This window comes from Shewanella sp. 1180_01 (assembly GCF_052850535.1).
Genome location: NZ_VXCT01000070.1, coordinates 1 through 25371, shown reverse-complemented (window position 1 = coordinate 25371; position 25371 = coordinate 1). Strand labels below are relative to the sequence as shown.

Annotated in this window: 26 protein-coding genes; 17 read left to right on the top strand and 9 right to left on the bottom strand. The window is 46.3% G+C overall.

Annotation, left to right across the window (positions count from 1 at the left end):
- Window positions 1–1314: hypothetical protein (locus tag FW758_RS22235; RefSeq protein ID WP_446446541.1), on the bottom strand; the 1314-nt coding region annotated here is incomplete at its 3' end.
- Window positions 1315–1846: 532 nt separating this feature from the next.
- Window positions 1847–2050, bottom strand: coding sequence for a YheV family putative zinc ribbon protein (locus tag FW758_RS22230; RefSeq protein ID WP_212600453.1), 204 nt, complete (start codon window positions 2048–2050; stop codon window positions 1847–1849).
- A 253-nt stretch (window positions 2051–2303) separates the two neighbouring features.
- Here FW758_RS22230 and FW758_RS22225 point away from each other — a divergent pair, with 253 nt between their 5' ends.
- Both FW758_RS22225 and FW758_RS22220 read left to right on the top strand, forming a co-directional pair.
- Entirely contained in the window at window positions 2304–4217 is a 1914-nt protein-coding gene (locus FW758_RS22225; protein ID WP_446446540.1) for an ABC transporter ATP-binding protein, read from the top strand.
- Window positions 4218–4268: 51 nt separating this feature from the next.
- Window positions 4269–4730, top strand: a complete 462-nt coding sequence (locus FW758_RS22220) for a TIGR02444 family protein (RefSeq protein WP_300481334.1) — start codon at window positions 4269–4271, stop codon at window positions 4728–4730.
- An 81-nt stretch (window positions 4731–4811) separates the two neighbouring features.
- Here FW758_RS22220 and FW758_RS22215 read toward each other — a convergent pair whose 3' ends face one another.
- Window positions 4812–5222, bottom strand: coding sequence for a GFA family protein (locus FW758_RS22215; RefSeq protein WP_446446539.1), 411 nt, complete (start codon window positions 5220–5222; stop codon window positions 4812–4814).
- A gap of 113 nt (window positions 5223–5335) precedes the next feature.
- The gene (locus FW758_RS22210) at window positions 5336–5671 is read right to left on the bottom strand and encodes a winged helix-turn-helix transcriptional regulator (RefSeq protein WP_446446538.1); all 336 of its coding nucleotides are present in this window, start codon (window positions 5669–5671) and stop codon (window positions 5336–5338) included.
- Window positions 5672–5773: 102 nt separating this feature from the next.
- Between FW758_RS22210 and FW758_RS22205 the strand changes: the two genes are divergently transcribed.
- Together FW758_RS22205 and FW758_RS22200 are read left to right on the top strand one after the other, a co-directional pair.
- On the top strand, window positions 5774–6556 hold the full coding sequence (locus FW758_RS22205) for an SDR family NAD(P)-dependent oxidoreductase (RefSeq protein WP_446446537.1): 783 nt from the start codon (window positions 5774–5776) through the stop codon (window positions 6554–6556).
- A gap of 138 nt (window positions 6557–6694) precedes the next feature.
- Window positions 6695–7360, top strand: a complete 666-nt coding sequence (locus tag FW758_RS22200; RefSeq protein WP_446446536.1) for a cupin domain-containing protein — start codon at window positions 6695–6697, stop codon at window positions 7358–7360.
- Between the two features lie 111 nt (window positions 7361–7471).
- Here FW758_RS22200 and FW758_RS22195 read toward each other — a convergent pair whose 3' ends face one another.
- Window positions 7472–9067 (bottom strand): GMC family oxidoreductase N-terminal domain-containing protein, encoded by a 1596-nt coding sequence (locus FW758_RS22195; RefSeq protein ID WP_446446535.1) that lies wholly within the window; start codon window positions 9065–9067, stop codon window positions 7472–7474.
- A gap of 69 nt (window positions 9068–9136) precedes the next feature.
- Window positions 9137–9643, bottom strand: coding sequence for a TAT leader-containing periplasmic protein (locus FW758_RS22190; RefSeq protein WP_312000377.1), 507 nt, complete (start codon window positions 9641–9643; stop codon window positions 9137–9139).
- A 188-nt stretch (window positions 9644–9831) separates the two neighbouring features.
- Here FW758_RS22190 and FW758_RS22185 point away from each other — a divergent pair, with 188 nt between their 5' ends.
- The 3 genes from FW758_RS22185 to FW758_RS22175 all read left to right on the top strand — a co-directional run bounded on the left by FW758_RS22185 (window position 9832) and on the right by FW758_RS22175 (window position 12082).
- The gene (locus FW758_RS22185; RefSeq protein ID WP_446446534.1) at window positions 9832–10875 is read left to right on the top strand and encodes a hydrolase; all 1044 of its coding nucleotides are present in this window, start codon (window positions 9832–9834) and stop codon (window positions 10873–10875) included.
- Window positions 10859–11104 carry a YheU family protein gene (locus FW758_RS22180; protein ID WP_311889706.1) on the top strand — a complete coding sequence of 82 codons (246 nt, stop codon included), beginning with the start codon at window positions 10859–10861 and terminating at the stop codon, window positions 11102–11104. Before FW758_RS22185 ends, FW758_RS22180 begins: the two co-directional genes overlap by 17 nt.
- Window positions 11105–11194: 90 nt before the next feature.
- Window positions 11195–12082: a phosphoribulokinase gene (locus FW758_RS22175; protein ID WP_011847692.1), complete on the top strand. Its 888-nt coding sequence runs from the start codon at window positions 11195–11197 to the stop codon at window positions 12080–12082.
- Between the two features lie 444 nt (window positions 12083–12526).
- Here the strand turns inward: FW758_RS22175 and FW758_RS22170 are convergent, their stop codons facing one another.
- Window positions 12527–13036 carry a GNAT family N-acetyltransferase gene (locus FW758_RS22170; protein ID WP_446446542.1) on the bottom strand — a complete coding sequence of 170 codons (510 nt, stop codon included), beginning with the start codon at window positions 13034–13036 and terminating at the stop codon, window positions 12527–12529.
- Between the two features lie 188 nt (window positions 13037–13224).
- On the bottom strand, window positions 13225–14517 hold the full coding sequence (gene pepB / locus FW758_RS22165) for an aminopeptidase PepB (RefSeq protein WP_006085986.1): 1293 nt from the start codon (window positions 14515–14517) through the stop codon (window positions 13225–13227).
- Window positions 14518–14694: 177 nt separating this feature from the next.
- On the opposite strand from pepB, the gene sfsA reads away from it, so the two are divergent.
- The 10 genes from sfsA to FW758_RS22115 all read left to right on the top strand — a co-directional run bounded on the left by sfsA (window position 14695) and on the right by FW758_RS22115 (window position 24275).
- Window positions 14695–15399 (top strand): DNA/RNA nuclease SfsA, encoded by a 705-nt coding sequence (gene sfsA, locus FW758_RS22160; RefSeq protein ID WP_446446533.1) that lies wholly within the window; start codon window positions 14695–14697, stop codon window positions 15397–15399.
- Between the two features lie 163 nt (window positions 15400–15562).
- A complete protein-coding gene (gene dksA, locus FW758_RS22155; protein ID WP_006082967.1) occupies window positions 15563–16006 on the top strand; it encodes an RNA polymerase-binding protein DksA in 444 nt (147 codons plus the stop codon).
- A gap of 163 nt (window positions 16007–16169) precedes the next feature.
- Entirely contained in the window at window positions 16170–17084 is a 915-nt protein-coding gene (gene gluQRS, locus FW758_RS22150) for a tRNA glutamyl-Q(34) synthetase GluQRS (RefSeq protein ID WP_446446532.1), read from the top strand.
- Between the two features lie 19 nt (window positions 17085–17103).
- On the top strand, window positions 17104–18642 hold the full coding sequence (locus FW758_RS22145) for a polynucleotide adenylyltransferase PcnB (protein ID WP_446446531.1): 1539 nt from the start codon (window positions 17104–17106) through the stop codon (window positions 18640–18642).
- Window positions 18642–19130 carry a 2-amino-4-hydroxy-6-hydroxymethyldihydropteridine diphosphokinase gene (gene folK / locus FW758_RS22140; protein ID WP_446446530.1) on the top strand — a complete coding sequence of 163 codons (489 nt, stop codon included), beginning with the start codon at window positions 18642–18644 and terminating at the stop codon, window positions 19128–19130. The genes FW758_RS22145 and folK overlap by 1 nt, the downstream gene beginning before the upstream one ends.
- A gap of 56 nt (window positions 19131–19186) precedes the next feature.
- Window positions 19187–19981 (top strand): 3-methyl-2-oxobutanoate hydroxymethyltransferase, encoded by a 795-nt coding sequence (panB, locus tag FW758_RS22135; protein WP_006082971.1) that lies wholly within the window; start codon window positions 19187–19189, stop codon window positions 19979–19981.
- Window positions 19982–20008: 27 nt separating this feature from the next.
- Window positions 20009–20854, top strand: coding sequence for a pantoate--beta-alanine ligase (panC, locus tag FW758_RS22130; protein WP_446446529.1), 846 nt, complete (start codon window positions 20009–20011; stop codon window positions 20852–20854).
- 408 nt (window positions 20855–21262) lie between these two features.
- On the top strand, window positions 21263–21790 hold the full coding sequence (locus FW758_RS22125) for a DUF4124 domain-containing protein (protein WP_432360019.1): 528 nt from the start codon (window positions 21263–21265) through the stop codon (window positions 21788–21790).
- Window positions 21791–22350: 560 nt separating this feature from the next.
- Window positions 22351–22770: a curlin gene (locus FW758_RS22120; RefSeq protein WP_006082974.1), complete on the top strand. Its 420-nt coding sequence runs from the start codon at window positions 22351–22353 to the stop codon at window positions 22768–22770.
- 14 nt (window positions 22771–22784) lie between these two features.
- Window positions 22785–24275: a curlin gene (locus FW758_RS22115; protein ID WP_446446528.1), complete on the top strand. Its 1491-nt coding sequence runs from the start codon at window positions 22785–22787 to the stop codon at window positions 24273–24275.
- Between the two features lie 173 nt (window positions 24276–24448).
- On the opposite strand, the gene FW758_RS22110 is transcribed toward FW758_RS22115, so the two are convergent.
- Window positions 24449–25114 (bottom strand): helix-turn-helix transcriptional regulator, encoded by a 666-nt coding sequence (locus FW758_RS22110; RefSeq protein WP_006085993.1) that lies wholly within the window; start codon window positions 25112–25114, stop codon window positions 24449–24451.
- Between the last annotated feature and the right edge of the window lie 257 nt (window positions 25115–25371).

The window sequence follows — 25371 nt, the reverse complement described above, 5'->3', positions numbered from 1 at the left end:
AGGGTGTTCTACCCCCCCTTTTTTTTCTGATTTTCCCAAAACTCTATCTGATACTCTTAAACATTCTGGGTGAATCATTCCTGCATCAAAAGGCAAATCATTTTCTTGAACCTCTACCAAAATAGCTGGATAGGAAAGTCCGTTTTGGCAATGTATACACCTTGTTGCATAATTGTTCGTCAATATATGATTTCGAACTTTTTCTGAGTAAGCCTTGGCAATAGGCGTATTATCATACTCACTACTGTTATCTGAATTAATAGGTATAAATAGCAAGTTATCAAATTGTTCACATGATTCTTCAATATATTTTTTAGCACCTTTAAATGTAGAGAACCTCCCTAACAGTTCAAACTCATCTCCACTCCCCATTACAATAGATGACTCTGAAAAGTTTATTCTGAACAATCCTTCCTCATCAAATCTCTTGAATTCTACAAGTTGATAGTTATGTTCAGGATATGGTGATTCCATTAAAACTAGCTCTCTCCCAGAGCAGATAATGTCATTATCTAGGTCAAATTTGACTTTAAAGAACATCTCCAGTTCCTCAGCAGTCTGCTCAGGCTCATCTAACTTGAATTTATTCAATAAATTACCGATACCGTCAACATCCACCGACTGCTTGTTTTTGGCCAAGTCCAATGCCTGAGCTATAATAAGGTTCCAAATTACAGACGGCTCAACAGTAAACTTATTTAACAAAGATTCTAAAAAGCTTTTTTCGCTAATGCCGTTCTTTTCAATATCTAAAAATACTATATGAATTTTCTTAATTAACTTTTCTAATTCAATCTTTGTCGGCTTACCAAAGCCATTTTTTAAAAACGATTTATCAACACAACGCTTGAGCTTTCCATAAGCAGCAAGTTCTGATTTGGTTATTGGGTTTTCCTCAATTGAATTTGAGCTTAAACGAGCAGAATTAACAACTTTCTTTAGGTGTTTTTTTATTGGTTCAGAAGTGTCATGAGAAGTGACGAGAACATATGAGTCTTTGCTATTTTGTGAGATTCTATCCTGACGTACAAACTGGTCTATTGTTTTGAAGAAGTCAGAATTATCTCTATCAGAAAGACTTAACTTTCTTTTAGCTTGTAGATAAGTTTTTGAGTCCTCATGAGTGAGAACAATGTCATCGACATCATCGTCTGTTTCAAAAGCAACCTTCTGTAAAATTTTGTCGCCATTCGTTGATTCAAGTGCTGTTGCGCAATCTCTCTGTAAAGCCATCTGCAATAAAAAGTAAGCTGCTACTCTCTGCTGGAAATCCGCTCCCGCATTCATTGCAGCACCACCGCTATTATTAACCAATATGACTACTCCCTATTAAAAAAAACGCCAAAGTTAATTCTCGTTCATTATCGTTGGCTATAACCTATTTTTATCGTTCTATCATTTAGCTCGATAGTTTGGGACGAGCGTAACAAACCCCAACAAAATTAGACGGGAAAATATCGGGATTAATTCTGCTTCCTAACCTACCAGATAGCCGTGCACTTTTCATCACTCGCTGCTTTTTAAGTCGGAGATTCTAAGGTGCTCCTGTCCAATGTAGTGTTGGCTTCGTAACACGCTTTGAAACAATAGCTTTTTAGCTAAACGAACAACCAAAGGGTTAGTGTAGATTGGTATTGTTGCACCAGTGACCTTCTAAAACAGGAATGCTCTAGTTGAGTCCTCAGGGATGCTTCTTTTAAAAGAAATAGGCGGCGAGTCACTGGGAAACAATAACAATTCATGCTGCACAACTGACGAGACCGTTATCTTGAATGGTTAGCCAAGCTTTAGAATGTGACCTTAAAAGTGGTCACATTCAGATTCTCACTTGAATTGAATCTTCAACCTAATCCGGTTTAAACACGCCGATTACAGCGCCGGTAGCTTTTTCTGTCACCTTTTCATCGGTTTGCTGTTCACGGTAATCACACTCAGTGCATTCAATGGTTTCGATGCCGTTTTCCTTGTAGAGTAAAATGCTGTCTTTGGCGCTGCATTTTGGGCACTTAGCACCGGCTACGAAACGCTTTTTGATTTTAGTGTTTGTCATAATAGATAAAGGACCAGATAGCAGGGCCAAGGGACTCGGCCGAAGAAATTGGCGCTATTTTGCCACACTGATGATTGAATACCAGCGTTACCTGAAAGTATGATGCCTTAAGCCGATGTGATGCGATTCGCTGAAGATCGTCCTGAAAAGTCGAATAATTGTCCGAGTTATCGGGTCAGGCTGTGGTTTGAAACTGGGTTGTACGCTATTATCTGTGCCCTGACGAATTCACGTTCTAACCAAGTTGTAGTCAATGATCAGCATCAACCAAGCGCAATTAATCCGTGGCAGCAAAACCCTGCTAGATGAGACCTCTCTCACGATTTATCCCGGCCATAAGGTCGGTTTAGTCGGTGCCAACGGCACAGGCAAATCTTCACTGCTCGCATTAATTTTAGGTCACTTAAGCCTAGATAAAGGTGAATTTAGTCTGCCTTCTGGCTGGCAAATTGCCACTGTGGCCCAAGAAACCCCTGCGCTCGACGTCTCGGCACTGGAATATGTGATCGATGGCGATAGCGAATATCGTCAATTAGAAGCCCTATTACACAAGGCCCAAGAAGATAACGACGGCAATGCCATCGCACTCTTACACGGCAAAATCGACGCTATCGGTGGTTATGCGATTCATTCGCGCGCGGGTTCATTGTTAGCGGGTCTAGGCTTTAGTGAAGCCGAGCAAAGCAATCCAGTGAAAAGCTTTTCGGGTGGTTGGCGTATGCGCCTCAACTTAGCCCAAGCGCTACTATGCCGCTCAGACTTATTGCTCCTCGACGAACCCACCAACCACTTAGACTTAGATACCATGTACTGGCTCGAAGGTTGGATTAAGTCCTATCAAGGCACGCTGATTTTAATCAGCCATGATAGGGACTTTATCGATGAAATCGTTGATGAAATCGTCCACGTTGAAAATCAAAAACTCAATTTCTACAAAGGCAATTACAGTGCCTTTGAGCGCATTCGTGCCGAACGCATGTCGCAGCAACAGGTTGCCTTCGAACGCCAACAAAAAGAACGTGCGCACATGCAGTCTTTCGTTGACCGTTTCCGTTACAAGGCCAGTAAAGCCAAACAAGCGCAGAGCCGCTTAAAGGCATTAGAGCGCATGACTGAGTTGTTGCCGTCTCAAGCCGACAGCCCATTTTATATGGAGTTTCGCGCTCCAGAAGCCCTGCCCAATCCACTGATTAAGATGGAGCAAGTCGCGATCGGTTATAGCGATAAGCCAATCCTTAGCAAGGTGCATTTAAACTTAGTACCGGGTGCGCGTATTGGTTTGCTTGGCCGTAACGGCGCAGGTAAATCGACATTAATCAAGCTGTTATCGGGTCAATTATCGCCAATGACAGGTTTGTATGAACCTAATCCTGGCGTCAATATCGGTTACTTTGCCCAGCATCAAATCGAATTTTTACGCCTCGACGATACGCCGATGCAGCATTTAGTGCGTCTGGCGCCCAATGCCCGCGAACAAGAGTTGCGTAACTTCTTAGGCGGTTTTGGTTTTAACGGCGATATGGCGCTCTCACCTGTACGCCCCTTTTCTGGCGGCGAGAAAGCCCGTTTAGTGTTGGCGCTATTAGTTTGGCAACGCCCTAACCTATTGCTGCTCGATGAACCCACCAACCATTTAGACTTAGAGATGCGCCACGCCCTGACAATGGCATTGCAAACCTTTGAAGGCGCTATGGTTGTTGTCTCGCATGATAGGCATTTACTGCGTTTAACCTGTAGCGATTATTATCTGGTGGATCAAGGTGAAGTGCGCGCTTTTGATGGCGACTTAGACGATTATCACCAATGGTTGCTCGATGCGGCGAAAGCCAACGCGAATCAAAACAGCACCAGCGACGAGATCAAACCTGCCGCCGATAAAAAACAGCAAAAACGCCTCGAGGCCGAGATCCGCCAAAAGGTATCGCCGCTCAAGCGCAAACAAACTAAGTTAGAAACCGAACAGCAAAAGCTGAGCGAACGCCTCGCCGAGCTAGAACACTTGCTGGCCGATAGCGAATTGTATGATCAAGATAACAAAGCCAAGCTAACCTCGGTACTAACCGAGCGAACGAGCTTGACGCAAACCTTAGAAGACAGTGAAATGCAATGGCTCGAGTTGCAAGAAGAGATAGATGCAATGGAACTTGAGGTCATGGAGCAACAATAACTCCAGCGTTCTTTTACATAAAAGTCAGTAGCAGCAATACAAGGAAATAGTATGGCGGTTTTAACCCAGTTCGACAGTCAACTCTGGCAATGGTGTGATATGAGCTATGCGCAAAACAAAGCGCTCTGTCTCGAATTGCAAAATAGCTGTCAGGTGAACGTCAATCTACTGCTACTGGCGCAATATTTAGATATCACTATGGATGTGTCTGGGCCGCAGCAATACAGCACAGACCAATGGCAAACACTGATGAATGCAGTAGGTGAATGGGATGAAAGATTTCTCATGCCATACCGCAAATTACGTAAACTCGCTAAGTCCAGCCTGAATGAGCAAGAGTATCAGCAGATGCTCGCCGTTGAGCTGATGATGGAACGTAAAGCGCAGCGAACCATCTTAAATAAACTCAATGAACTCAGCTCAAACGGCCAAGCAACGAATCTGGTGAGCTACTTAAGCTTGTTTGGACTCAGTGAAATAGACGCCAACGAAATCGGCCTCATCGCCCCCTAACCCAATCTAAAAAAAATTTAAATCAATCACATAAAAGTAATAACAAGCTGAATCAAATTAACACTATGATCATCTGAGCCGCTAACAACTGCGGCCTTGCGGATAGCGTTGACAGTCATCCTTGATCACCAACCAGTTCAGCTGACTCTCAGTATAAATATGGTACATAGGCTGAACTTGGTTAGCGTCGTCCAGACTCGCTATGCTCAAGGTCGAGTAATCGGGATATTGAATATGTCGGTAGGTTAACGATGTACCGCATTGGTCACAAAATCCACGGCGAATAAGCTCAGACGATGCGAACTCAGTTACTTGACCTTTAAGCCAAATAACTTGGATTGTGTTGAAATCCATCCAAGCACCAAATGCAGATCCCGTGCTTTTTTGGCACGAACGGCAGTGGCAATAATCCGCATCAAAGGGTTCACCTTTAATCTGATAACGAATCGCGCCGCACAAGCAGCCACCTTCCCGTAATGTATTTTTAGGCATACACACTCCTATTTCCGACTACCCGCATGCTCCCTTGAGTAGCGCTTCATCTCGATAAAATAAACCGCTGCGATTTACCTTATCGAAATTGAGCTGCTACAAAGGAAAGTTAATTAAGCGTCGATTTCTTGCTGTAACTTTTCCAGCTCATCCAAAATATGCAGAAATTTTTGGTCAAACTCAGTCACTTGATACTCGACACGCGGCGGCAGCTCGTTATAAATGACCTTATCTAAGATGCCAAATTCTATGTTCTTTTTTAAACATTGATTCAATACCTTAGTGGAGAGCCCCTCAACGCAGCGCACCATTTCCCCCGGTCTTTGTACCCCACTGGCCAACAGCTGATAAACCGTTAATGACCACTTACAGCCATAAATCGTCTCGACCATACGCGCTGAACGCTCAGGGGGCGATTTGCGTGAAATAATTTTTTCATTGTTATTCATAAAGATGTACCAAAAAGTACCTGCCTTACCTATTTGTACTTACTGTTCAGACAGTTATTGAGTTCTTAAGATTACCACCTTGATAATACTTAGGAGTAAAAAATGCAATTTAATACCTCAAATCTCGCCATTATTGTCGGTGGTAGCAGCGGCATAGGTTTCGAAACGGCGAAACAATTAGCCGAACAAGGCGTATCAGTGCTCATCGTCGGCAATCAGCAAGATAAACTCACCGCAGCCGTCGCTGCAATCAAACATGCCCAACCGGCAGCCGAGTTACGCGTCGACGGTTTTCAAGCCAACCTTTACCAAGCTGCGGATGTTAATCGATTGACCGCACACATCAGCCAGCTTGAGCAAAAAGTCGGCTACCTAGTCAATGCAGCGGGTTATTTCAATCCCAAATCCTTTATCGACCACTCAGAGGCTGATTACGATCTCTACATGGCGTTAAATAAAGCCCTGTTCAAAATCACCCAAGCCGTGACCCACAAGATGATCGATGCGGGCGGCGGTAGTATAGTGAACATAGGTTCTATGTGGGCAAAACAAGCGGTTAAAGCCACGCCGTCATCGGCCTATTCCATGGCCAAAGCCGGATTACACGCATTAACCCAGCATTTAGCGATGGAACTGGCGGATAAGTATATTCGCGTCAACGCGGTTTCACCCGCCGTGGTCAATACGCCCATCTATAACGCTTTTATCCCAGAGGCAGAGCTAGACCAAGTGATTGAAAGCTTCAACACTTTTCACCCGATTGGTAGAGTCGGCACGCCGACCGATGTGGCGAACAGCATTTGTTTTCTTTTATCCGATGACACCATCTGGGTTACCGGCGCGATTTGGGATGTTGATGGCGGCGTGATGGCTGGACGCAACTAATTATTGCAGACAAAGCGAGTATGCTAGTGCGTAGCTAACGGTGCGCTTACTCAATTAGCATACTGTTAGCGCAGCAAGATGCAACGAACACAGTAAACAATCACTATTCTAAGTTAAGGTTAAATAAGGTCTAACACTATGCTCAATATGAACTTTAGCGAACGCGTCGTTATTGATACGCAGCAGCAACCATGGTTGCCAAGTCCTGCTCAAGGCGTTTGGCGCAAACCACTCGAGCGGGAGGCTAAAGAGTCAGGACACACCAGCAGCATAGTGAAATATGACGCGGGCTCGCAGTTTGCGACCCACCCGCATCCGCTAGGTGAGGAAATCTTTGTGCTCGAAGGGGTATTTTCCGATGAAAACGGCGATCACCCCGCGGGCAGTTATCTTCGCCATCCGCCAGGGAGCCAACACGCGCCGTTTAGCCAAGAAGGCTGCGTCATCTTAGTAAAACTCAATCAATTCAATCCGCGAGATCTTGATGTGGTCAAGATTAACACTCAGCAGACTCCTTGGTTACAAGGCATAGGCGGCTTACAAGTGATACCGCTACATGAGTTCGAACATGAACATACCGCGTTAGTGAAATGGCCTAAGGGTGAAACCTTTCAACCCCATCGGCATTTTGGCGGCGAAGAAATATTGGTGTTATCGGGCAAGTTTCAAGATGATCAAGGGGAATATCCGTGCCACACTTGGATACGCAGTCCGCACATGAGCGGTCATTTTCCTTTTGTCGAAGAGGAAACCATTATCTTAGTGAAAACAGGACATTTACCCATTAGCACCATTCAGCCCTAAGCCACAGCGAGCATGGTCTTAGCCAACATACGTTTTTACAGTATAAGTTGCTGCGGCATACGTTTCTGCAGCAGAGCCCTCTGCAGCAGAATCATTGGCTAGGATAAAAAATCACCCTTTACCGTCGGTGAGCTTTTGCGCGAGTGCAGTGGCATTACGTGCTGTGATGCCATAAATCGATAGCTGCGGGTTAGCGCCAAGGCTGGTCGGGAAGATAGACCCATCCATTACAGACAGATTTTCTAAATAGTGCGACTGACCATAACTATTTACCATAGAAAGCTTTTCATCTTCGCCGAAGGGACAACCGCCCATCACATGGGCCGATGCGACGATAGTGCGCAGTGGGGCGAGTGACATCTGCGCAATGCTCTCTTTGGCGTCTTTCCACGAGGATAAGTAAGGCATGCCATCGCTGATCGGCAACACTTTTAATGCGCCCGCCGAGAATTGTAACTCCGCCATACTGGCAAAAGCGCGTCTCGCGGCCCGCCAAAAGGCATCGGTCAGCGGATAATCTAGGGTAAATCCCTTAGGTGTTAAATGCACTTCACCGCCCTGACTGTCGGGATGATAACCATCGCGGATTAAGGCAATCGTCACTTGCAACTGATTGAACTGCGCCATTAACTCGGCATGACTCGCACCATAACCTAAGGTTTTAGAGGCAATTAAAATCGGGTGCACTGGCGGCACTTCGAGTTTATAGCCGAGCTCACCATCGGCGTCATTCTTCCACACAAATTCATCGGAATAGATAGATTGCGGCGCGCCACTATGGCCATTGATCGAATCGGCAAACACGCCGCCGGATAACAAAGTCGGATGTAAAAAAGTGCGTTTACCCAGAAGTTTGTGGGGATCTGGCACCTGCGAGCGCATCAAAATCGTCGGCGTATGGATAGCGCCCGCACTCAAAATATAATGTTTAGCCTTAAATAACAGCTCAACGTCAGTGGGTCGTAAATTCACATCCAACGCCTGCGCTTTTAACGCAAACACTTGACCATTATGGTGCTCAATCTTAGTCACTTTAGCGCGGCTGATCAGTTGCGCGCCTTTCTCAAGTGCCGAGGGAATCGTGGTGACTAACATAGATTGCTTCGCATTAACCGGACAACCCATGCCGCAATAGCCGGTATTCCAGCAACCCGCCACATTGCGTTTAATGACTGTGTATTCCCAGCCAAGATTGATACAACCTTGCTTCAGGGCGGCATTATTGCGATTAGGCTCATAGTTCCATTCATGGATATTGAGCCGCTGCTCCATTTGCTCAAACCAAGGGTCTAAGCTCTCGCGATTAAGCCCTGCAACCGACTTATGTTGCGCCCAAAAAGCTAACGCCTCGGTCGGCGTGCGAATAGAGGTAGTCCAGTTAACTGTGGTTGAGCCACCGACTGCGCGGCCTTGAAAAATCCCAATCGCTTTGTCGGCAGTTTTCATCGCCGCAGCTTGTTGATACAAGTTGGGATAAGCGACCCGCTCTTCCATATTAAAATCGCTGGAGGATTTTAGCGGCCCCGCCTCAATCATGATCACGCTTAGCCCAGCTTGGGTGAGGATTTCGGCCGCCACACCGCCGCCAGCACCTGTGCCGACAATAATCACATCGGCTTCAAACTGCTGGTTTGCTTGCAATTGGCTCGCATCAGTGTGCAACCAACCAGAGTTTAAACCATTCACTATAGGATCTATGATTGCCAACTTGAGTGCTCCACTGTCGCGGGTAAAATGCTTATTATTGGGCGTTTGATTCGGTTACAAACGGGCGAGCTAGTTGAACAGTTCAGGTTTGGCATAATGCAGGCGACTCCAGTGTTCAGGGCAAGCGTAATAACTGGCCATCACTAATTCCCGCAACCCGAGATAAGCCGTTTGTAATAGCGCAAAATAACTGTGGCGCCAAGTTTCTAGCATGTCGGTTAACTCGGCGGGAGAGCGCATCAATAACGGTGTCATACTTGAGGTCAGTACGAGTAAGCCGAGGCGATTTTCGAGCATATCGAGCAGTTCAAATAACTCGGTTTGCTGCTCCTCGGGTAGCACAGAAATGGACTGTTTGATCGCATCTAAAGTGCGATTTTGCGCCGCGAGCTTGTGGGTTGCCACATCGGGTAAAGCCCCGTCGAGCATCACAGGTAAAAGCACGCTAAACAACAAGCGATAATCTTTGCCTTCGCTGTCTTCTGGCAAACTAAACTCAGGAGAATAAAGATTGACCCCTAAGGCTAACGCCGCCGTACCGGCAAACGCGCCCATCAAAAAGGTTCGTCGCTTCATCTCTATCTCCTAAATATCAATCTAAATGTCGGCCTAAATATCAGCATAAAAAACAATTGTGCTACACTGCCCACGCGTTTATATCTAAGCGACTTCAGAATAAGAATTTCAGCATTTTGAGGTCGCTTGGGTATAAATTAAACACACGTTTTAATTTTCAGCAATAGCCGATACCAAGATAAACATCCATGCCAAATTCTTTTATGCCACCTTGGTGGGCCAAGAGCCCCCATGTACAAACGATTTTACCCGTATTCACTAAAGTGGCCAAACCAGCATTACAGCGGCAGCGCTTAGAGTTACCCGATGGCGATTTTGTCGATTTAGATTGGCAGGATGTTCCGCAGTCAGGCAAACCGATAGTGGTGATCATCCACGGCTTAGAAGGCAGCGCTCAGTCCCATTATGCAAGACGGATACTGCAAGCCTGCAAAGAACAGCAACTCGCAGCCGTGGTGCACCATCACAGAAGTTGTTCGGGTGAGTCCAATCGCCTCGCGCGAAGTTATCACAGTGGTGACACGGACGATTTACAGTTTAGTCTATCGACACTGAAAAGCGCGTATCCGCAATCGCCCTTATTAGCCGTAGGTTACAGCTTAGGCGGCAATGTGCTGACTAAGTATCAGGGCGAATATCAGGATGACAGTTTATTAGCCCGCGCAGTGGTTGTCTCGGCGCCGCTGCAATTGTCCGCCTGCGCAAAACGTTTAGAAAATGGTTTTTCGAAGGTATATCAAAGCTATTTAATCAAACAGTTGCAGCAAAAAATCAGCCATAAGCTGAACGATCCCGACTTAGCCATCTCTATGCCGCTGAGCCAGTTGCAGGTCGACCGTTTAAATACCTTCTATGATTTTGACGATAAAGTCACAGCGCCATTGCACGGCTTTGACGGCGTCGACGATTACTATACGCGTGCCAGTGGTTTACCCTTTGTCAGCCGCATTACTAAACCGACGCTTATCATCCATGCCAAGGACGATCCCTTTATGACAGATGAAGTGATCCCCCAGCCAAACCAATTATCGGGTTATGTAGAATACGAACTGCATCCCTATGGCGGTCATGTTGGCTTTATCGAAGGCGGTACACCTTGGAAACCGCGCTTCTATCTTGAGCGACGGATTTTACACTTTTTACTCGGCGATCAAAGCTTAGGCAAGCCTAGCGAAGACCCAATCAACGACGATAATACTATCCAAGGAAGCACCGATGCTCATTCCCTATGAAGCCCTGTTACAACTCCCAAAGGAAACGCTCGCCAATTTGATCCGCGAATATCTCTTCGGTCAGGTGGAGGATGGCAGCTTTGCCAGTCTAGATGAACAGGAACTGGCTCAGGCGATAGTTCAATGTCAACAAGCACTTAAACAAGGTAAGCTGAAATTAGAATACAGTGAAGACGATGAGTCCTTCGCGATACGCTCGGCGGATCAAATAGCACAGCAGCAAGATTGACCAGCCCTACCTCTGTACCGTATAAATAGTACTCGCGTTTTTATCGCTTCCCCATAAGCGGCTCTTTTGGTTCCTAGCTAGGTAGAAAAAATGTCAGCAAAACATCCCATTATTGCAGTTACAGGCTCATCAGGTGCGGGAACTACCACCACCACGACAGCCTTTAGCCATATTTTTCGCCAACTCGGGATCAACGCCGCCTTTGTCGAAGGCGACAGCTTTCATCATTTTACCCGCGCAGAGATGGAAGTCATGATCCGCAAATCCCAAGCTGAAAACCGCAACCTCAGTTATTTTGGCCCAGAGGCCAATAACTTTGCCCGCTTGGAACAATGCTTTCGCGACTACAGCACCACAGGCCAAGGTGAAACCCGCAGCTATTTACATACCTTCGATGAGGCCGTGCCTTTTAACCAGATGCCCGGCACTTTCACCCAATGGCGACCACTACCTGAAAATACCGACATGCTCTACTACGAAGGCCTGCATGGCGGCGTGGTGACTGGTGATGCCAATGTCGCCCAGCATGTCGATCTGTTGATCGGCATGGTGCCGATAGTCAACTTAGAGTGGATCCAAAAAATTATCCGTGACACTTCGGAGCGCGGCCATAGCCGTGAAAAAGTCATGGGGTCAATTGTGCGCAGCATGGATGACTATATTAAGCACATGACGCCACAGTTCTCCCGCACTCATATTAACTTTCAGCGAGTGCCAACGGTCGATACTTCTAACCCCTTTAGCGCCAAAGATATTCCGAGCTTAGACGAGAGCTTTGTAGTGATCCGCTTTCGCGGCATCAATAACGTCGACTTCCCCTATTACCTCAATATGATCCAAGGTTCATTTATGTCACGGGTCAACACCTTAGTCGTGCCCGGCGGTAAAATGTCGCTGGCGATGGAGCTTATCCTCACGCCTTTGATTAAAGATTTGATGGAAAAACGCCAGCAACTCAATACTCCAGAAGCGAACTGAACCCTAGCGGATTGGGGCGGGTTTGACTAAAGACTAAGGAAATAAAGTCTTTTTTTGCAATAGATTAAGTTTGATTTAAGCCATTAGCGCTAATCTTGTCGGCATCGGGATTTCAGGCGAAAGAACGATAGTTGGCATACTCTTGGGAGTTAATTCCCCCATCTTGATCTGTTGATTTCCTTGAGTATGTCAGCAACCTCTTATGAACAGTTAATTCCACATCCATGCTTGATCTGTTGATTCCCTCGAGTATGTCAGCAACCTTTAAGTCTTCAGCGTTACTTCCGCATCCATGCTTGATCCGTTGGTTCCCTCGAGTATGTCAGCAACCTCTTATGAAGAATTAATTCCACATCCATGCTTGATCTGTTGATTCCCTCGGATATGTCAGCAACCTCTTAATAAACAGTTAACTCCATACCTGTGCTTGATCCAGCCTGTATTTTAAACTGATTTTCTGCGCACGAGATTTTTGTACATCACCATGCACTCTAAGGCTATGCCTCTGGGCGAGCAGTAGATGGATTCCTCTTCTAAGCCTTCACCGCCAAAACCACAGTGGCGATAGAAATCCACCGCATTCAAAGTCGATTCCAACCTCAGCTGAGCAATGCCCCGATTAAAAGCCATGGTTTCAATAAATTGCAGTAGCACTTTACCGACACCTAACCCCATGGCATCGGGGGAGACAAACAGCGCCTCTAACTGGGCATAGGGTTCATCCAACATAACCATACCGACCACTCTCTTAAGCGGCGGCTCGTCATTGGATTGTTCTGCCACATAAAAATGCGCATCGACGATACGACTAAATTGCTCGGTCAGTTCGCCTTCGGTCCAAATAATCAGATCGCCCGCATCATAAAATCCGGCGCAGCCTTTATTGATGGCAGCATTGCGGATATCCCAGCAGGCCTGAGCATCCGCTTTAGTTGCTTTTCGTATAGTTATCATCATGTTTCCCGATTAAAAACGCTCTGCCATAACATGCCATGAAGCCGCTAAATCGCCAAGTAACTATTGGTCTAGCATTTCATCCAATAAAAAACCGCCCGTAGGCGGTTTTAATCCAGTAAGCAGAACCTTAATGGATCTGCGCTGGCATATCTAACTAAGTCTTAGCGCTAAGTGTAGAGCTAGGCTTAGCCTTTGATCAATTCACTAATGGTCAATACGCCGTGGGTCGTTGCACCCGCGCCCCACATAGCGGAAGCTGAATCTTCAAAGGCGCCCGCTAAATCAACGTGCAACCATTTAGCTTCTGGTGAAACAAAGCGCCATAGGAAACCAGCCGCATTAGAAGCACCACCTGCACCGCCGCCTTTCATTGCGCGGCTGTTGGCTGTGTCAGCATAGGCAGATGGACACATTTCTTTGTGCCAAGGATCCAATGGCAACGGCCATACACGCTCGGCAACACTCGTGGCTTTTTGCTGGGCCAGTTGCAACACATCAGTCTGTGGCGAGAAAATCGCGTTGTAGTTAGAACCCACTGCCATCACAGCGGCGCCTGTAAGAGTCGCAGCATCGATAATAAAAGGAGCGCCTGTCGCAGAGGCGGCTTGCAGACCATCGGCCAACACTAAGCGCCCTTCCGCATCTGTGTTCACCACTTCAACTGTCACGCCATTTTTGTAGGTCAGAATATCACCTAACTTATAGGCACGGCCGCTGATCAAGTTTTCAGCGCAACATAAGAAGAGTTTAACCCGTTTGTTTAGGCCAGATTTGATCGCTAAACCGAGCGCTGCAGTCACAGTCGCCGCGCCGCCCATGTCGCATTTCATGCCTAACATGCCTTCAGAGGCTTTGATGCTGTAACCGCCAGAATCAAAAGTAATCCCTTTACCCACAAGCGCCACAGATACAGGTGCATCGGCGGCTAATGGGTTGAAGTCTAACTCTAACATTGCCGGTGGACGCTCACTGCCGCGACCGACAGCATGGATACCAATCCACTGTTCTTCGAGCAGCGCTTCACCTTCGATAATCCGATAACTCACCTTGTCGCCACCAATTTCAGCTAACCATTTCGCCGCTTGTTGGGCAAGCTTCACTGGCGACAGGTTTTCAGGCGTATCGTTGATCAGTTGACGGGCAAAGGTTGCCACATCGAGTCGGCGTTGCAATTCGGCTTGCACAGCTTCATCACCACACCAATGGATTTGATAACCTGGTTTTGCCGTCGCGAAACCTTGGGCAAACACCCACTGGCTATTGAGATCCCAAAGCTGTCCGGCCAATACCACGCTACTAATGCCTTGGCTGCGCAGTTTACGGGCCGCCATTTGAATTTGACGCAGCTCATCGCCACCCGCTAAATGAATTTGCGCACCGTCGGTAGTATAAGTCACATCGGCTTTGCCCCAGTGGGCGGCCGGCGCTTCTTTGGTTAATTGCACTTTCATTAATTCAGTTACTTTTAGTTCACTCATTAGGGATCCTTATTTTTCGATTCGTTTTAGAACAATCAGAACAAACTTTATGGCGGCAGTTTACTGCTAGCAGGCGATGACGCAAAGCGATTGGCTGAAGTTACTCAGGTAAAATCTGTAAACATTTGCGAAATTTGCTAGGCTTTGCGGCCTAGAACAGCCGATATAGGTCTACCGATGGAATTTACTCCGCCACTACAACAGGGCATTTTACTGCGCCGCTATAAACGTTTTCTGGCCGATGTGCAGTTAAGCGACGGCAGTGAGATCACTCTGCATTGCCCCAATACGGGTTCTATGCGTAATTGCCTGTATCCCGGTGAAACCGTATGGTTTTCTACCTCTGATAACCCTAAACGTAAGTACGCCCATACATGGGAACTGATGACCACGCCAGATGCTGGCCTAATCGGAATCCACTCGGGTCAAGCGAACACCTTAGCCGAAGAAGCCATCAATAAAGGTATCATCAAGGAGCTCACAGGTTATGACAGCCTAAGCCGTGAAGTTAAATATGGTGATGAAAATAGCCGCATCGACATCCTGCTACTGGGTGCTCAAAAACCCGCCTGTTATATAGAAGTCAAAAGTTGTACTTTGCTCGAGGATGGCCAAGGTTATTTTCCTGATGCAGTGAGTCTTCGAGGTCAAAAACATTTACGTGAATTGATGCACATGGTCAGTCAAGGCCACAGAGCCGTATTGCTGTTTGTGGTGCAGCACAGTGACATACTCAGTGTTGCTCCCGCAGCACATATCGACCCTGAATATGCTAAGTTACTGAAAAAAGCAGTGTTAGCTGGAGTTGAAGTCCTTGCCTATCGCTGTGAAATGTCCCCGACTGAGATTCACCTAGCCCAAGCCTGTGTTGTCCGAGTATGATGTTAAGGCTGAGTTAAATTTGATTTCATTTGAATTAACGAACATAGTCAAAAAATTCAATCAAAGCAGAATGAAAAGTTTGCCTCGATGTGAAGATTCTGCTATAGATAGCGGCCGTTCTTAAGGACGCCCTACAAACGCAAATGATTACAGGAGATGCGTTATGCCTGAAGGCACCAAAAAACTTGGCGTACTCGCTATCGCAGGTGTAAATCCTTACCAGGAAAAACCGGGTGAGGAGTATATGAACGCTAAGCAACTGGGTCACTTCAAGACAATTCTTGAAGCTTGGCGCAATCAGTTGCGTGAAGAGGTCGACCGTACTCTTAGCCACATGCAGGACGAAGCCGCAAACTTTCCCGATCCTGTTGACCGTGCAGCACAAGAAGAAGAGTTCAGCCTCGAACTTCGTGCTCGCGATAGAGAACGTAAGCTGATCAAAAAAATCGAAAAAACACTGCAAAAAATTGAAGAAGACGATTTTGGCTTCTGTGATTCTTGCGGTATCGAAATCGGCATCCGCCGTCTCGAAGCGCGTCCAACAGCCGATCAATGTATCGACTGTAAAACGCTTGCAGAGATCAAAGAGAAACAAATGGCTGGTTAATCAAGCATACTGGGCGGGGATTTCCCCGCCTATTTGTTTCTAACAACGCCTTGACTCTTAGAGTTGAAGCCAAGCTCACTCCAATTTACCCCGATTCGCTTTTATCCTTGTATCCCTCTAAAATACGCTCACTTTGACAGACACTAACTGCTAACTCAGTTCTATGGCGACTTTATCCTCCCCAACTTCAATTTATCGCCCCTATGTCGGCCGTTTTGCGCCTTCGCCTTCGGGTGCCTTGCACTTTGGCTCGCTTATCGCCGCCCTTGGCAGTTATCTGCGTGCGCGCTCGCAACAGGGTAAATGGTTAATTCGTATTGAAGACATCGATCCTCCACGGGAAGTCAAAGGCGCCGCCGATGATATCTTGCGCACCTTAGAAGCCTATGGATTTGAGTGGGATGATGCGCCTCTGTATCAGAGCCAGCGCACTGCGGCCTATCAAGCACAAATTGATTATCTGCTCGCCCAAGATAAAGCCTATTTCTGCCAATGTAGTCGCAAGCAAATTCAAGCCATGGGCGGCGTCTACGATGGCCGCTGTCACAGCTTGCCACAAACCCAAGCTGCAAATGTGGTTAAGTCTGGGGCGGTGCGGATAGTTAATACCGCGCAAGTGCAACAATTTGACGATAACCTCATGGGGCATATCAGCGTCGATAGCCATTTTGCCGCCGAGGATTTCATTATCAAACGCAGCGATGGCCTGTACGCCTATCAATTGGCCGTGGTGCTCGACGATGCCTATCAAGGCATCACTGAAGTGGTTCGAGGTTGTGACTTAATCGAAGCTAGTTGTCGCCAACTGAGTTTGTATCAAAACTTTGGCTTGGCGGCACCGCAATGGTTGCACTTGCCGCTTGCCTGTTTGAGCAAGGGATTTAAACTCTCTAAACAGAATCATGCACAAGCAATTGATACACTTAATCCGCAGGCGAGCCTCAATGCGGCGCTGGTATTTTTAGGCCAACAACCTGTTGAGACCCAAGGTTCTGTGGCACAAATGCTCGCTCAAGCCGTGGATCAGTTTCAATTATCCACTATACCGCAACAATCTGAGATACTGATCGAGCCCTGATATACTCATTAGGCTGCATTTGGTATATGATAGCCGCCAGATTTTTAATCAAATAACAGATCATATTTCGAGGTGTCCCATTTTTCGCCGTATCAGCCAATTCTGCAAACAGCTATTTGAAGACGCGCCTAAAACGACCGCTCCGACTCAAGCTCAGATTGAACCAACAACGCCAGAACAAAGTTCCGGTGCGTTAAGCTTAGAGTTAGTGCCGAGAGATGCCCATACCATCTCGCGCAAACAAATCAGCGAAAATGCCCTTAAGGTATTATACAGACTGAATAAATCAGGTTTTAAAGCCTATTTAGTCGGCGGCGGTGTACGCGATTTACTCTTAGGGATTGAACCGAAAGATTTTGACGTCGTGACCAATGCGACGCCGGAAGAAATCAAAAAACTATTCCGCAACTGCCGAGTCGTCGGTCGTCGTTTCCGTCTGGCCCATATCGTTTTCGGCCGCGATGTTATCGAAGTGGCGACCTTTCGTGGTCACCATGGCGAAAGCAATGAGAAAGTCTCTAAGGCCAATGCCGAAGGGCGTTTGCTGCGTGATAACGTTTATGGCGAAATCGACGAAGATGCTGAGCGCCGCGACTTTACCGTCAATGCCCTCTATTACGATATCAGCGATTACTCGATCCGTAGCTACGGCGGCGGTATGACAGATCTCAAAGCGGGCACGCTGAGACTCATTGGCGATCCAGAAACCCGTTATCGTGAAGATCCGGTGCGTATGTTAAGGGCGGTGCGTTTCGCCACTAAACTCAACATGGGTATCGAAACAGTTACAGCAGCGCCGATTAAACAATTAGCGCCACTGCTAAAAGATATTCCCGCTGCGCGCATGTACGAAGAAGTGCTGAAACTCTTCTTTGCAGGCAAAGCCTTAGCCAACTTCGAACTGATGCAAGAATACAAGCTATTTGCGCCGCTGTTTCCGCAAGTGGCCGCTCTGCTAAAAGATGATCCTAAAGGCACGACCATGAAAATGGTGCAAGCCATCATGAAGAGCACAGATCAAAGAGTTAACGAAGATAAGCCGGTGACGCCTTCATTCTTCTATGCTGCGCTTCTCTGGTATCCACTGCGTCAACGCGCCGAAGATATTGCCGTTGAAAGTGGCCTGACGTTATACGATGCCTTCTTTGCCGCTATGGGCGATGTGATGGAGCAGCAATGCCAAACCATTAGCATTCCACGCCGTTTTAGTACGCCAGCAAAAGACATTTGGCAGTTGCAGTTACGCTTTGACCGTAGCCAAGGCACTCGCGCCTTTAAACTGATGGAACATCCTAAGTTTAGAGCTGCATACGATTTGCTATTGCTCAGGGGCGAAGTCGAGGCGGGTAATGTCGCTAAGAGTGCCGCTTGGTGGCAACAGTTTGTTGAAGCCGATGAAACGGAACGCTTAGCCATTGCGCGTAGCGGCACTAAATCGCCCAATCGCAACCGTAATGCCACTCAACGTCGCCGTCCTCGCGCGCCGAATGCCGATGGTTCAGCCGCGACGAGCGCACCTAAAACAAGTGGCACGCCAAAAGCGAAAGGAGCTGAATAATGACTCGCGTCTACGTCGCATTAGGCGCAAATCTTGAAGATCCCAAGGCTCAATTGGACAATGCCGTCACGGCATTGTCCGCATTAGCCTTAGGCAATAGTCTACTAGTTTCCCCCTATTATCATTCGACGCCCATGGGCGATGTGGTGCAACCCGATTATGTTAATGCGGTGGCCAGTTTCGATACCGATCTTGAGCCATTAGCCTTACTCGATGCGTTGCAGCATATCGAAAACACCCAAGGGCGAGTGCGCCTTGAGCGTTGGGGACCCAGAACCTTAGATCTCGATTTACTCCTCTATGGCAATGAGAACATTGACATACCTAGACTCAAAGTGCCCCACTACGGCATGAAAGAGCGCAGCTTTGTGCTCGTGCCTTTAGCCGCAATCGCACCGAATCTTATTCTGCCGTGCAACACTGCAATCGGCAGTCTTATCGATACAAAAATGTTAGCCGAGTTACAACAACTGGGCATTGATCATTGAAGTCCGTCCCCAGTTAGCTTATAACACCACTTCTATTTGGTTTGAAGATCATCCATATGTCTAAAATTACTAGCTCAACCCTGTTGAAATACAAACAGGAAGGTAGAAAATTCACGGCACTGACAGCCTATGATGCCAGTTTTGCCAGCGCGTTCGATAGCGAAGGTGTAGATGTGCTGCTCGTCGGCGATTCTCTAGGAATGGTTCTCCAAGGCCATGACGATACCCTGCCCGTCTCTACGGCGGATATCGCTTACCATACTCGCTGTGTCCGTCGCGGTATCGAACGTGCCCTGCTGATCGCCGATATGCCCTTTATGAGTTACGCCACCCCAGAACAAGCTATGGTTAATGCCACTGAGTTAATGCAGGCTGGCGCGAACATGGTCAAAGTAGAAGGTGGCCACTGGTTACTCGAAACGGTCACTAAGCTCACCGAACGCGGTATTCCCGTGTGTGCTCATTTAGGCTTAACGCCTCAGTCAGTCCATGTATTTGGTGGTTTTAAAGTGCAAGGCCGCGATGCCGAAAATGCCCAGCGCATCCTCGACGAAGCAAAAGCGTTAGAAGCAGCCGGCGCTCAACTATTGGTTGTGGAATGCATTCCTGCGCCACTCGCAGCGGCGATCACTCAAGCCTTAACGATTCCAGTCATTGGAATCGGTGCGGGCGCATCGACCGATGGCCAAATTTTGGTTATGCATGATGTGTTAGGTATTTCAAGTGGTTATATTCCACGTTTTTCGAAAAACTACCTAAAACAAACCGGTGAAATTCGTTCTGCCGTGCGTGCTTATATCGACGAAGTTGCCCAAGGAACATTCCCTGGCGAAGAACACACTTTTAACTAATAACCGATTTATGCAAGGTAAGGCTCAATGATCACTAGCGCCCATATTGATGATATTCGCACCCAAGTGCGTGCATGGCGTGCCAAGGGCGAAACCGTCGCCTTTGTGCCTACCATGGGTAATCTCCATCAGGGACACATTACTTTAGTCAAAGAAGCCGCGAGCAAGTGTGACCATGTGGTAGCCTCTATTTTCGTTAATCCAATGCAATTTGGTCAGAACGAAGATCTGGATGCTTACCCACGCACACTCGCTGCCGACAGCAAAGCCCTCACGGCCGCTGGCGCTGAGCTGTTATTCACTCCTACGCCAGCCGTGATGTATCCCAAAGGTCTAGAGCAACAAACCTATGTTGAAGTCCCTGGGATTTCCAACGTGCTTTGTGGTGCGAGTCGTCCGGGGCATTTCCGTGGCGTTGCGACTATCGTTTGTAAACTGTTTAACATAGTACAGCCCGATGTGGCGCTATTCGGTAATAAAGACTATCAACAGCTATTAGTGATCAAAACTATGGTTGAAGACTTGTCATTGCCGATTGAAATTATCGGTGTCGATACCATACGTGAGGGCTCAGGTTTAGCCATGAGTTCACGCAATGGTTACCTCACTGCCGCAGAAAAAGCCGCAGCGCCTGCACTAAAACAAGCCATAGATGCCATGGCCACTGGGATCAAGCAAGGTGAAAGTTTTGAACAAGTGACCGAGCAAGCAAAAGCCAAGTTAGTCGCGGCCGGTTTTACGCCGGATTATCTCGAAATTCGCCACGCTCACACGCTAGAACAGGCCCAACATCAGGATCAAGCCTTAGTGATTTTAGCCGCCGCCTATATAGGCAAAGCGCGGCTTATCGATAACTTAAGGTTCGATCGCTGATAGTTAGCGTCAATCAATAAAGGGAGCTCTCGCTCCCTTTTTTATGCTTTGAATCTGCCGCGCACCATTAAATTTATCGTTTAGAATCAACCTTAGCGCCAAAAAATTGAATCGTCAAAAAACTGGTTTTATCCCTAAACTTACGCCATAGTATGATGCAGATGTTAACGCTAAGTAAAAAGCTGACCGCGACAATAAACGCAGTAGATTTGCCCCTTTACTGATATATGGCTAATACTTTAATGCCTTAGGTTTAATGGCTCAAGAACCCAGCGTCCCACCTGGACGAGACATAAATCACTGGTTGAACAGACTTAATAACGCGAGCGTTAAACTGACTTTTTATCAACTGTAATCAAATGATTAAATCATAATCTCTATGCTAGTGTACAAAGGATTTGTGGCCTAATGGCAAGACTGATACTCACCCTAATTTGTGTTATTTTGCCTAGTGCAGTACAGGCAAATACCATTTATAAATGCCGTAAAGATGACAAAATTGTCTTTAGCCAAACCGCTTGCCCGCAGGAATTTAGCCAACATAAAATCGAATATCAGCTGGGGATCACCACTGAAGTCGACTCAGATAAAAGGGACATTCCAGTCGATCCCCTGCAAGCGCTACTGAATCGCCAAACCATTTCTAAAGAAAAATTACTGCAATTACTCGATGGCGAGATCTATCGGCTTAAACAAGAGAACAGCTATTTTGAAATCCTGCGCGCCAGTGAATTACAAAAACTAGAACGTAAGCGTTATTGGCAAAATAAAGAAAAAAGCGATCCTGAATACATCAACGAAATGGACGATATCAATAACCGTTTCAATGCGTTAACTGTGAGCAATAACAGTGCGATGCAGCAACTGAAAGATCGTAAAAGCCAAATCAGTACTGAGGTATCCCCTGAAGAATCAAAACAACCAGAAAAACACTGATCTCATATAAAAGGTTAGTGCTCAGCTTGTCACTCATTCACCAAGTAATTCGACCACTATGGTCGAATTTTTATACTGTTCAAACCGCTCATTGACTCTTCATCCTCTTTAAGGACTGCTGTAGATAAAATCTCCTAGTTCGCCTTTGAACGCGCTGTAATACCGCTAAATAGACCTTGAATTGAGTCAATCCAACAGCACTATTCCCACCATATTTCCTATAATTTGTTTCCCCGAAAAATATCACGCTACAGTCGATGCATTGCTTGATTTTGTTGCAGAATTGTTTAAAAACGGAAGAATAACTTAGCAACGAGTACGACTTAACTACTAGACCAACTAGACTACTCTGCCTAAAAAAATACTCTCTAAAAAATAGATAAAAACAACTGAATCAATTGGATAACGATACATCCATCATTTATCTACAGTGAATCCTTTGCGTAATAAATACCCTTTTGGCCAATTGCGGCATATTAACGGGACTCGTATCTTCAGGGCTGAATTTGGAGTGTCTGTTGTTTTAGGCAACCCAAGATATTTGATGCAAGGAGTCACCCGTGCCAAATACCTCTATACGCTTTTTGGTACCGCTGATCTTGCTCTGTAGTTGTATGACCTCAGCACAAGAGCTGAATGTCAATGAGTTACCCGTAACCCTGCAGGCATTAATGGAACGTTCCGGTCGCGATAACCTTATCGAACTGGTGCAACAAGGCAATGCTAACCAAGGATTACTGTTCCAATCAGGCAACGATAACAAGGCCGATGTGACACAAGTGGGCAATGATAACGATGCGCTAATCACACAGATTGGTTCAAACAATGAGGTGCAACTACTGCAGGTCGGCAGTCGAAATACGGCTTCAGTGACACAAATTGGCAACAACAATCTAGTGCAACTGAACCAACTAGGAAGCGGCAATTTTTCGATTCAACAGATTGCAGACGGTGCTGCAATCTCAATAACTCAATATTAAACAGGGAGCGTCACATGAAATCACAAGCTAAAAAATCACTTATTGCTTTGGCCATTGCAACAGGTTTAAGCGGTCAAGCCTTTGCTGCCAGTACAGTGAGCGAAATTAGCGTAGTACAGTCAGGCCAAGCCCAAGACACCTTAGTCTCACAAACGGGTGGCCTTAACGCTGCAGCAGTTGTGCAAACAGGTAACGATCAAACCGCAACCGTTATCCAAGACGGTGTGTGGCATGAAGCCGCAATTAATTCGACGGGTGCAGAAAACAAAGTCCAGATAACACAACAAGCTGATTGGCATGTGGCAAGTGCAAATGTTGTCGGTGACAACAACAATGTCAATGTGTCGCAAGACGGTTTCTTTAACCAAAGCAGCAATGATGTTACTGGCAACAATAACACTGCAATCGTGAGTCAATTAGGCGAAGTCAACGAAAGCCAAGTTGAAATCACTGGCGTTGAAAACAGCGTATTTGTTGAGCAAGAAGGCGATGCTAACTTTGCAGTATTCCGCGTTGAAGGCAACAACAACGACGGAAAAATTACCCAAGTAGGTGACAACAACCAAGCGGGTCTAATCGCCCTTGATTTAACCGCTAACGTGGGTAACAACAACGACGTTTCTGTTAATCAAGCGGGTAACAATAACTTTGGCGCGGCTAAAGGTATTGCAGGCGACAACAACACAGTAGACATGGTCCAAAAAGGTGATAATCATGTTGGCTTCGTTTACGCTCTTGCTGGCAGCGACAACGATATTTCGATGGTTCAAAAAGGTAACGGCAACACAGCTTATCTTGCTATGACTACGGGTGATGACAACACTGTCGATATTACCCAAAATGGCAGCGGCAACACTATCGGCGATACTTTAGTGGCCGATATCCAAGGTGATGATAACGATATTACTATCACTCAAAAAGGCGATGTAAACGGTGCAGAATTCCAAGTATGGGGCGATAGCAACGACGTTGACTTGAAACAAAAAGGCGATGCTAACTTCGCAACCTTTGGTGCATACGGCACAGATAACGACTTCGATTTATCTTCTAAAGGCAATAACAACGAAATCGTTGCCTTTGCTGATGGTCAAGATAACAGTATTGAAGTTAGCCAAGAAGGTGATACTAACTTTGCCTATGTCGATGCAGTAGGTAGCGATAACGAAGTGGATGTTGAGCAAGATGGTGCTCAAAACGAAGCCGTCATTTCCATTGCTGGCAACAATAATGCCGATGTCACTGCACTGCAAAATGGCGACCTTAACCTTATCGATTTGATTATCGAAGGTGATGAAAACACTGCACAAATTGCTCAATCAGGTAACGGTAACTGGATTGGTGGTGACGCTAGTAGTTCATTTGAAGTAAGCGGTGATAATAACAGCCTGTTGATCACTCAAACAGGTAACGATAACTTAGTACTAGGTTCTCAAGCTGGCAATAACAACAGCATCAGCGTTAATCAATCAGGCAATATGAACGTTGCTACTGTAGTGCAATACTAGTCAATCCTGTTAAAACCACCACAGCTACACTCTTTGGTGGTTTATCAAAAAGGGTGTTGAACAAAAAGCGGGAATGTTTAATCAAACATTCCCGCTTTTCTATTCTGATTAACCAGTAATTATTAACATTAACCACTCAAAGCGAAAAGCTAACGATCAATATCTTTAACTACCTAGCTGCACAGCTCAAAGTGAGTCTGATAGGTTTGTGCCCAACGCAACAACTCAACACGATTACGGGACTGGGTTTTACGGAAGATAGAGGAAATGTGAGCCTTCACCGTATGTTCGCTGATGCACAATCTGTGGGCGATTTCTTTATTCCTCGCGCCACTCGACACAAATTGAATAATAGTGCGCTCACGGGAAGTCAGCATCTGTAGCATAGCCACTGTATCGGAGAGCATCTCATTATTGCCATCGAGCTTTTGTACTACACGACGGAACACTTTACTCAGTAATGTTCTGTCGTACCAAAGTTCCTCTGCCACCATTTTACGCAAACCCGTCAACATCAAATCCAAACGTTGATCGGCAAACAACAAACCACGAATACCGAGTAACATAGCCGACTCTTGATCTAAAGAGTCTCGCTCGACTTGATACAGCGCCACGGGAAAATGTGATACTAAGCGCGAAGCCAGTAAAGGGATCCCCTTGTTATCGAGTGCAGCGCCTTTTTGGGTGATCAGATAAAAACTTCGACGACTCTTATCTAAATCTAATTCCGCCGCATGCTTAACGATACGAGTTTTCAAGCCTATGGATTCAGCGAGTAACGCTAAATGACATGGTGCCGCCATTTGATGTAAAAAAACTAATTCATTAATTGTGCTCAATGACTCTCCTCCCTGAAAAGTATTTTCTATTAGCAAAATGGTATGTTTGACCAGCCTCTTTAGTTAGATTTTTAAACATTCCATTAACCTAGTTGATTCTGACTAGTTAAAGACTGAAAAACATCACCCAAATGTACTATTCCCTTTTAAATCCTAGTAAGTTCGACTAACTGACGGAATATAATTGGAATAACAGCATAAAACTCCATTAGGTTTAACCGACTCACGAAATCTAGTACTTTCAAACTATGAAGACA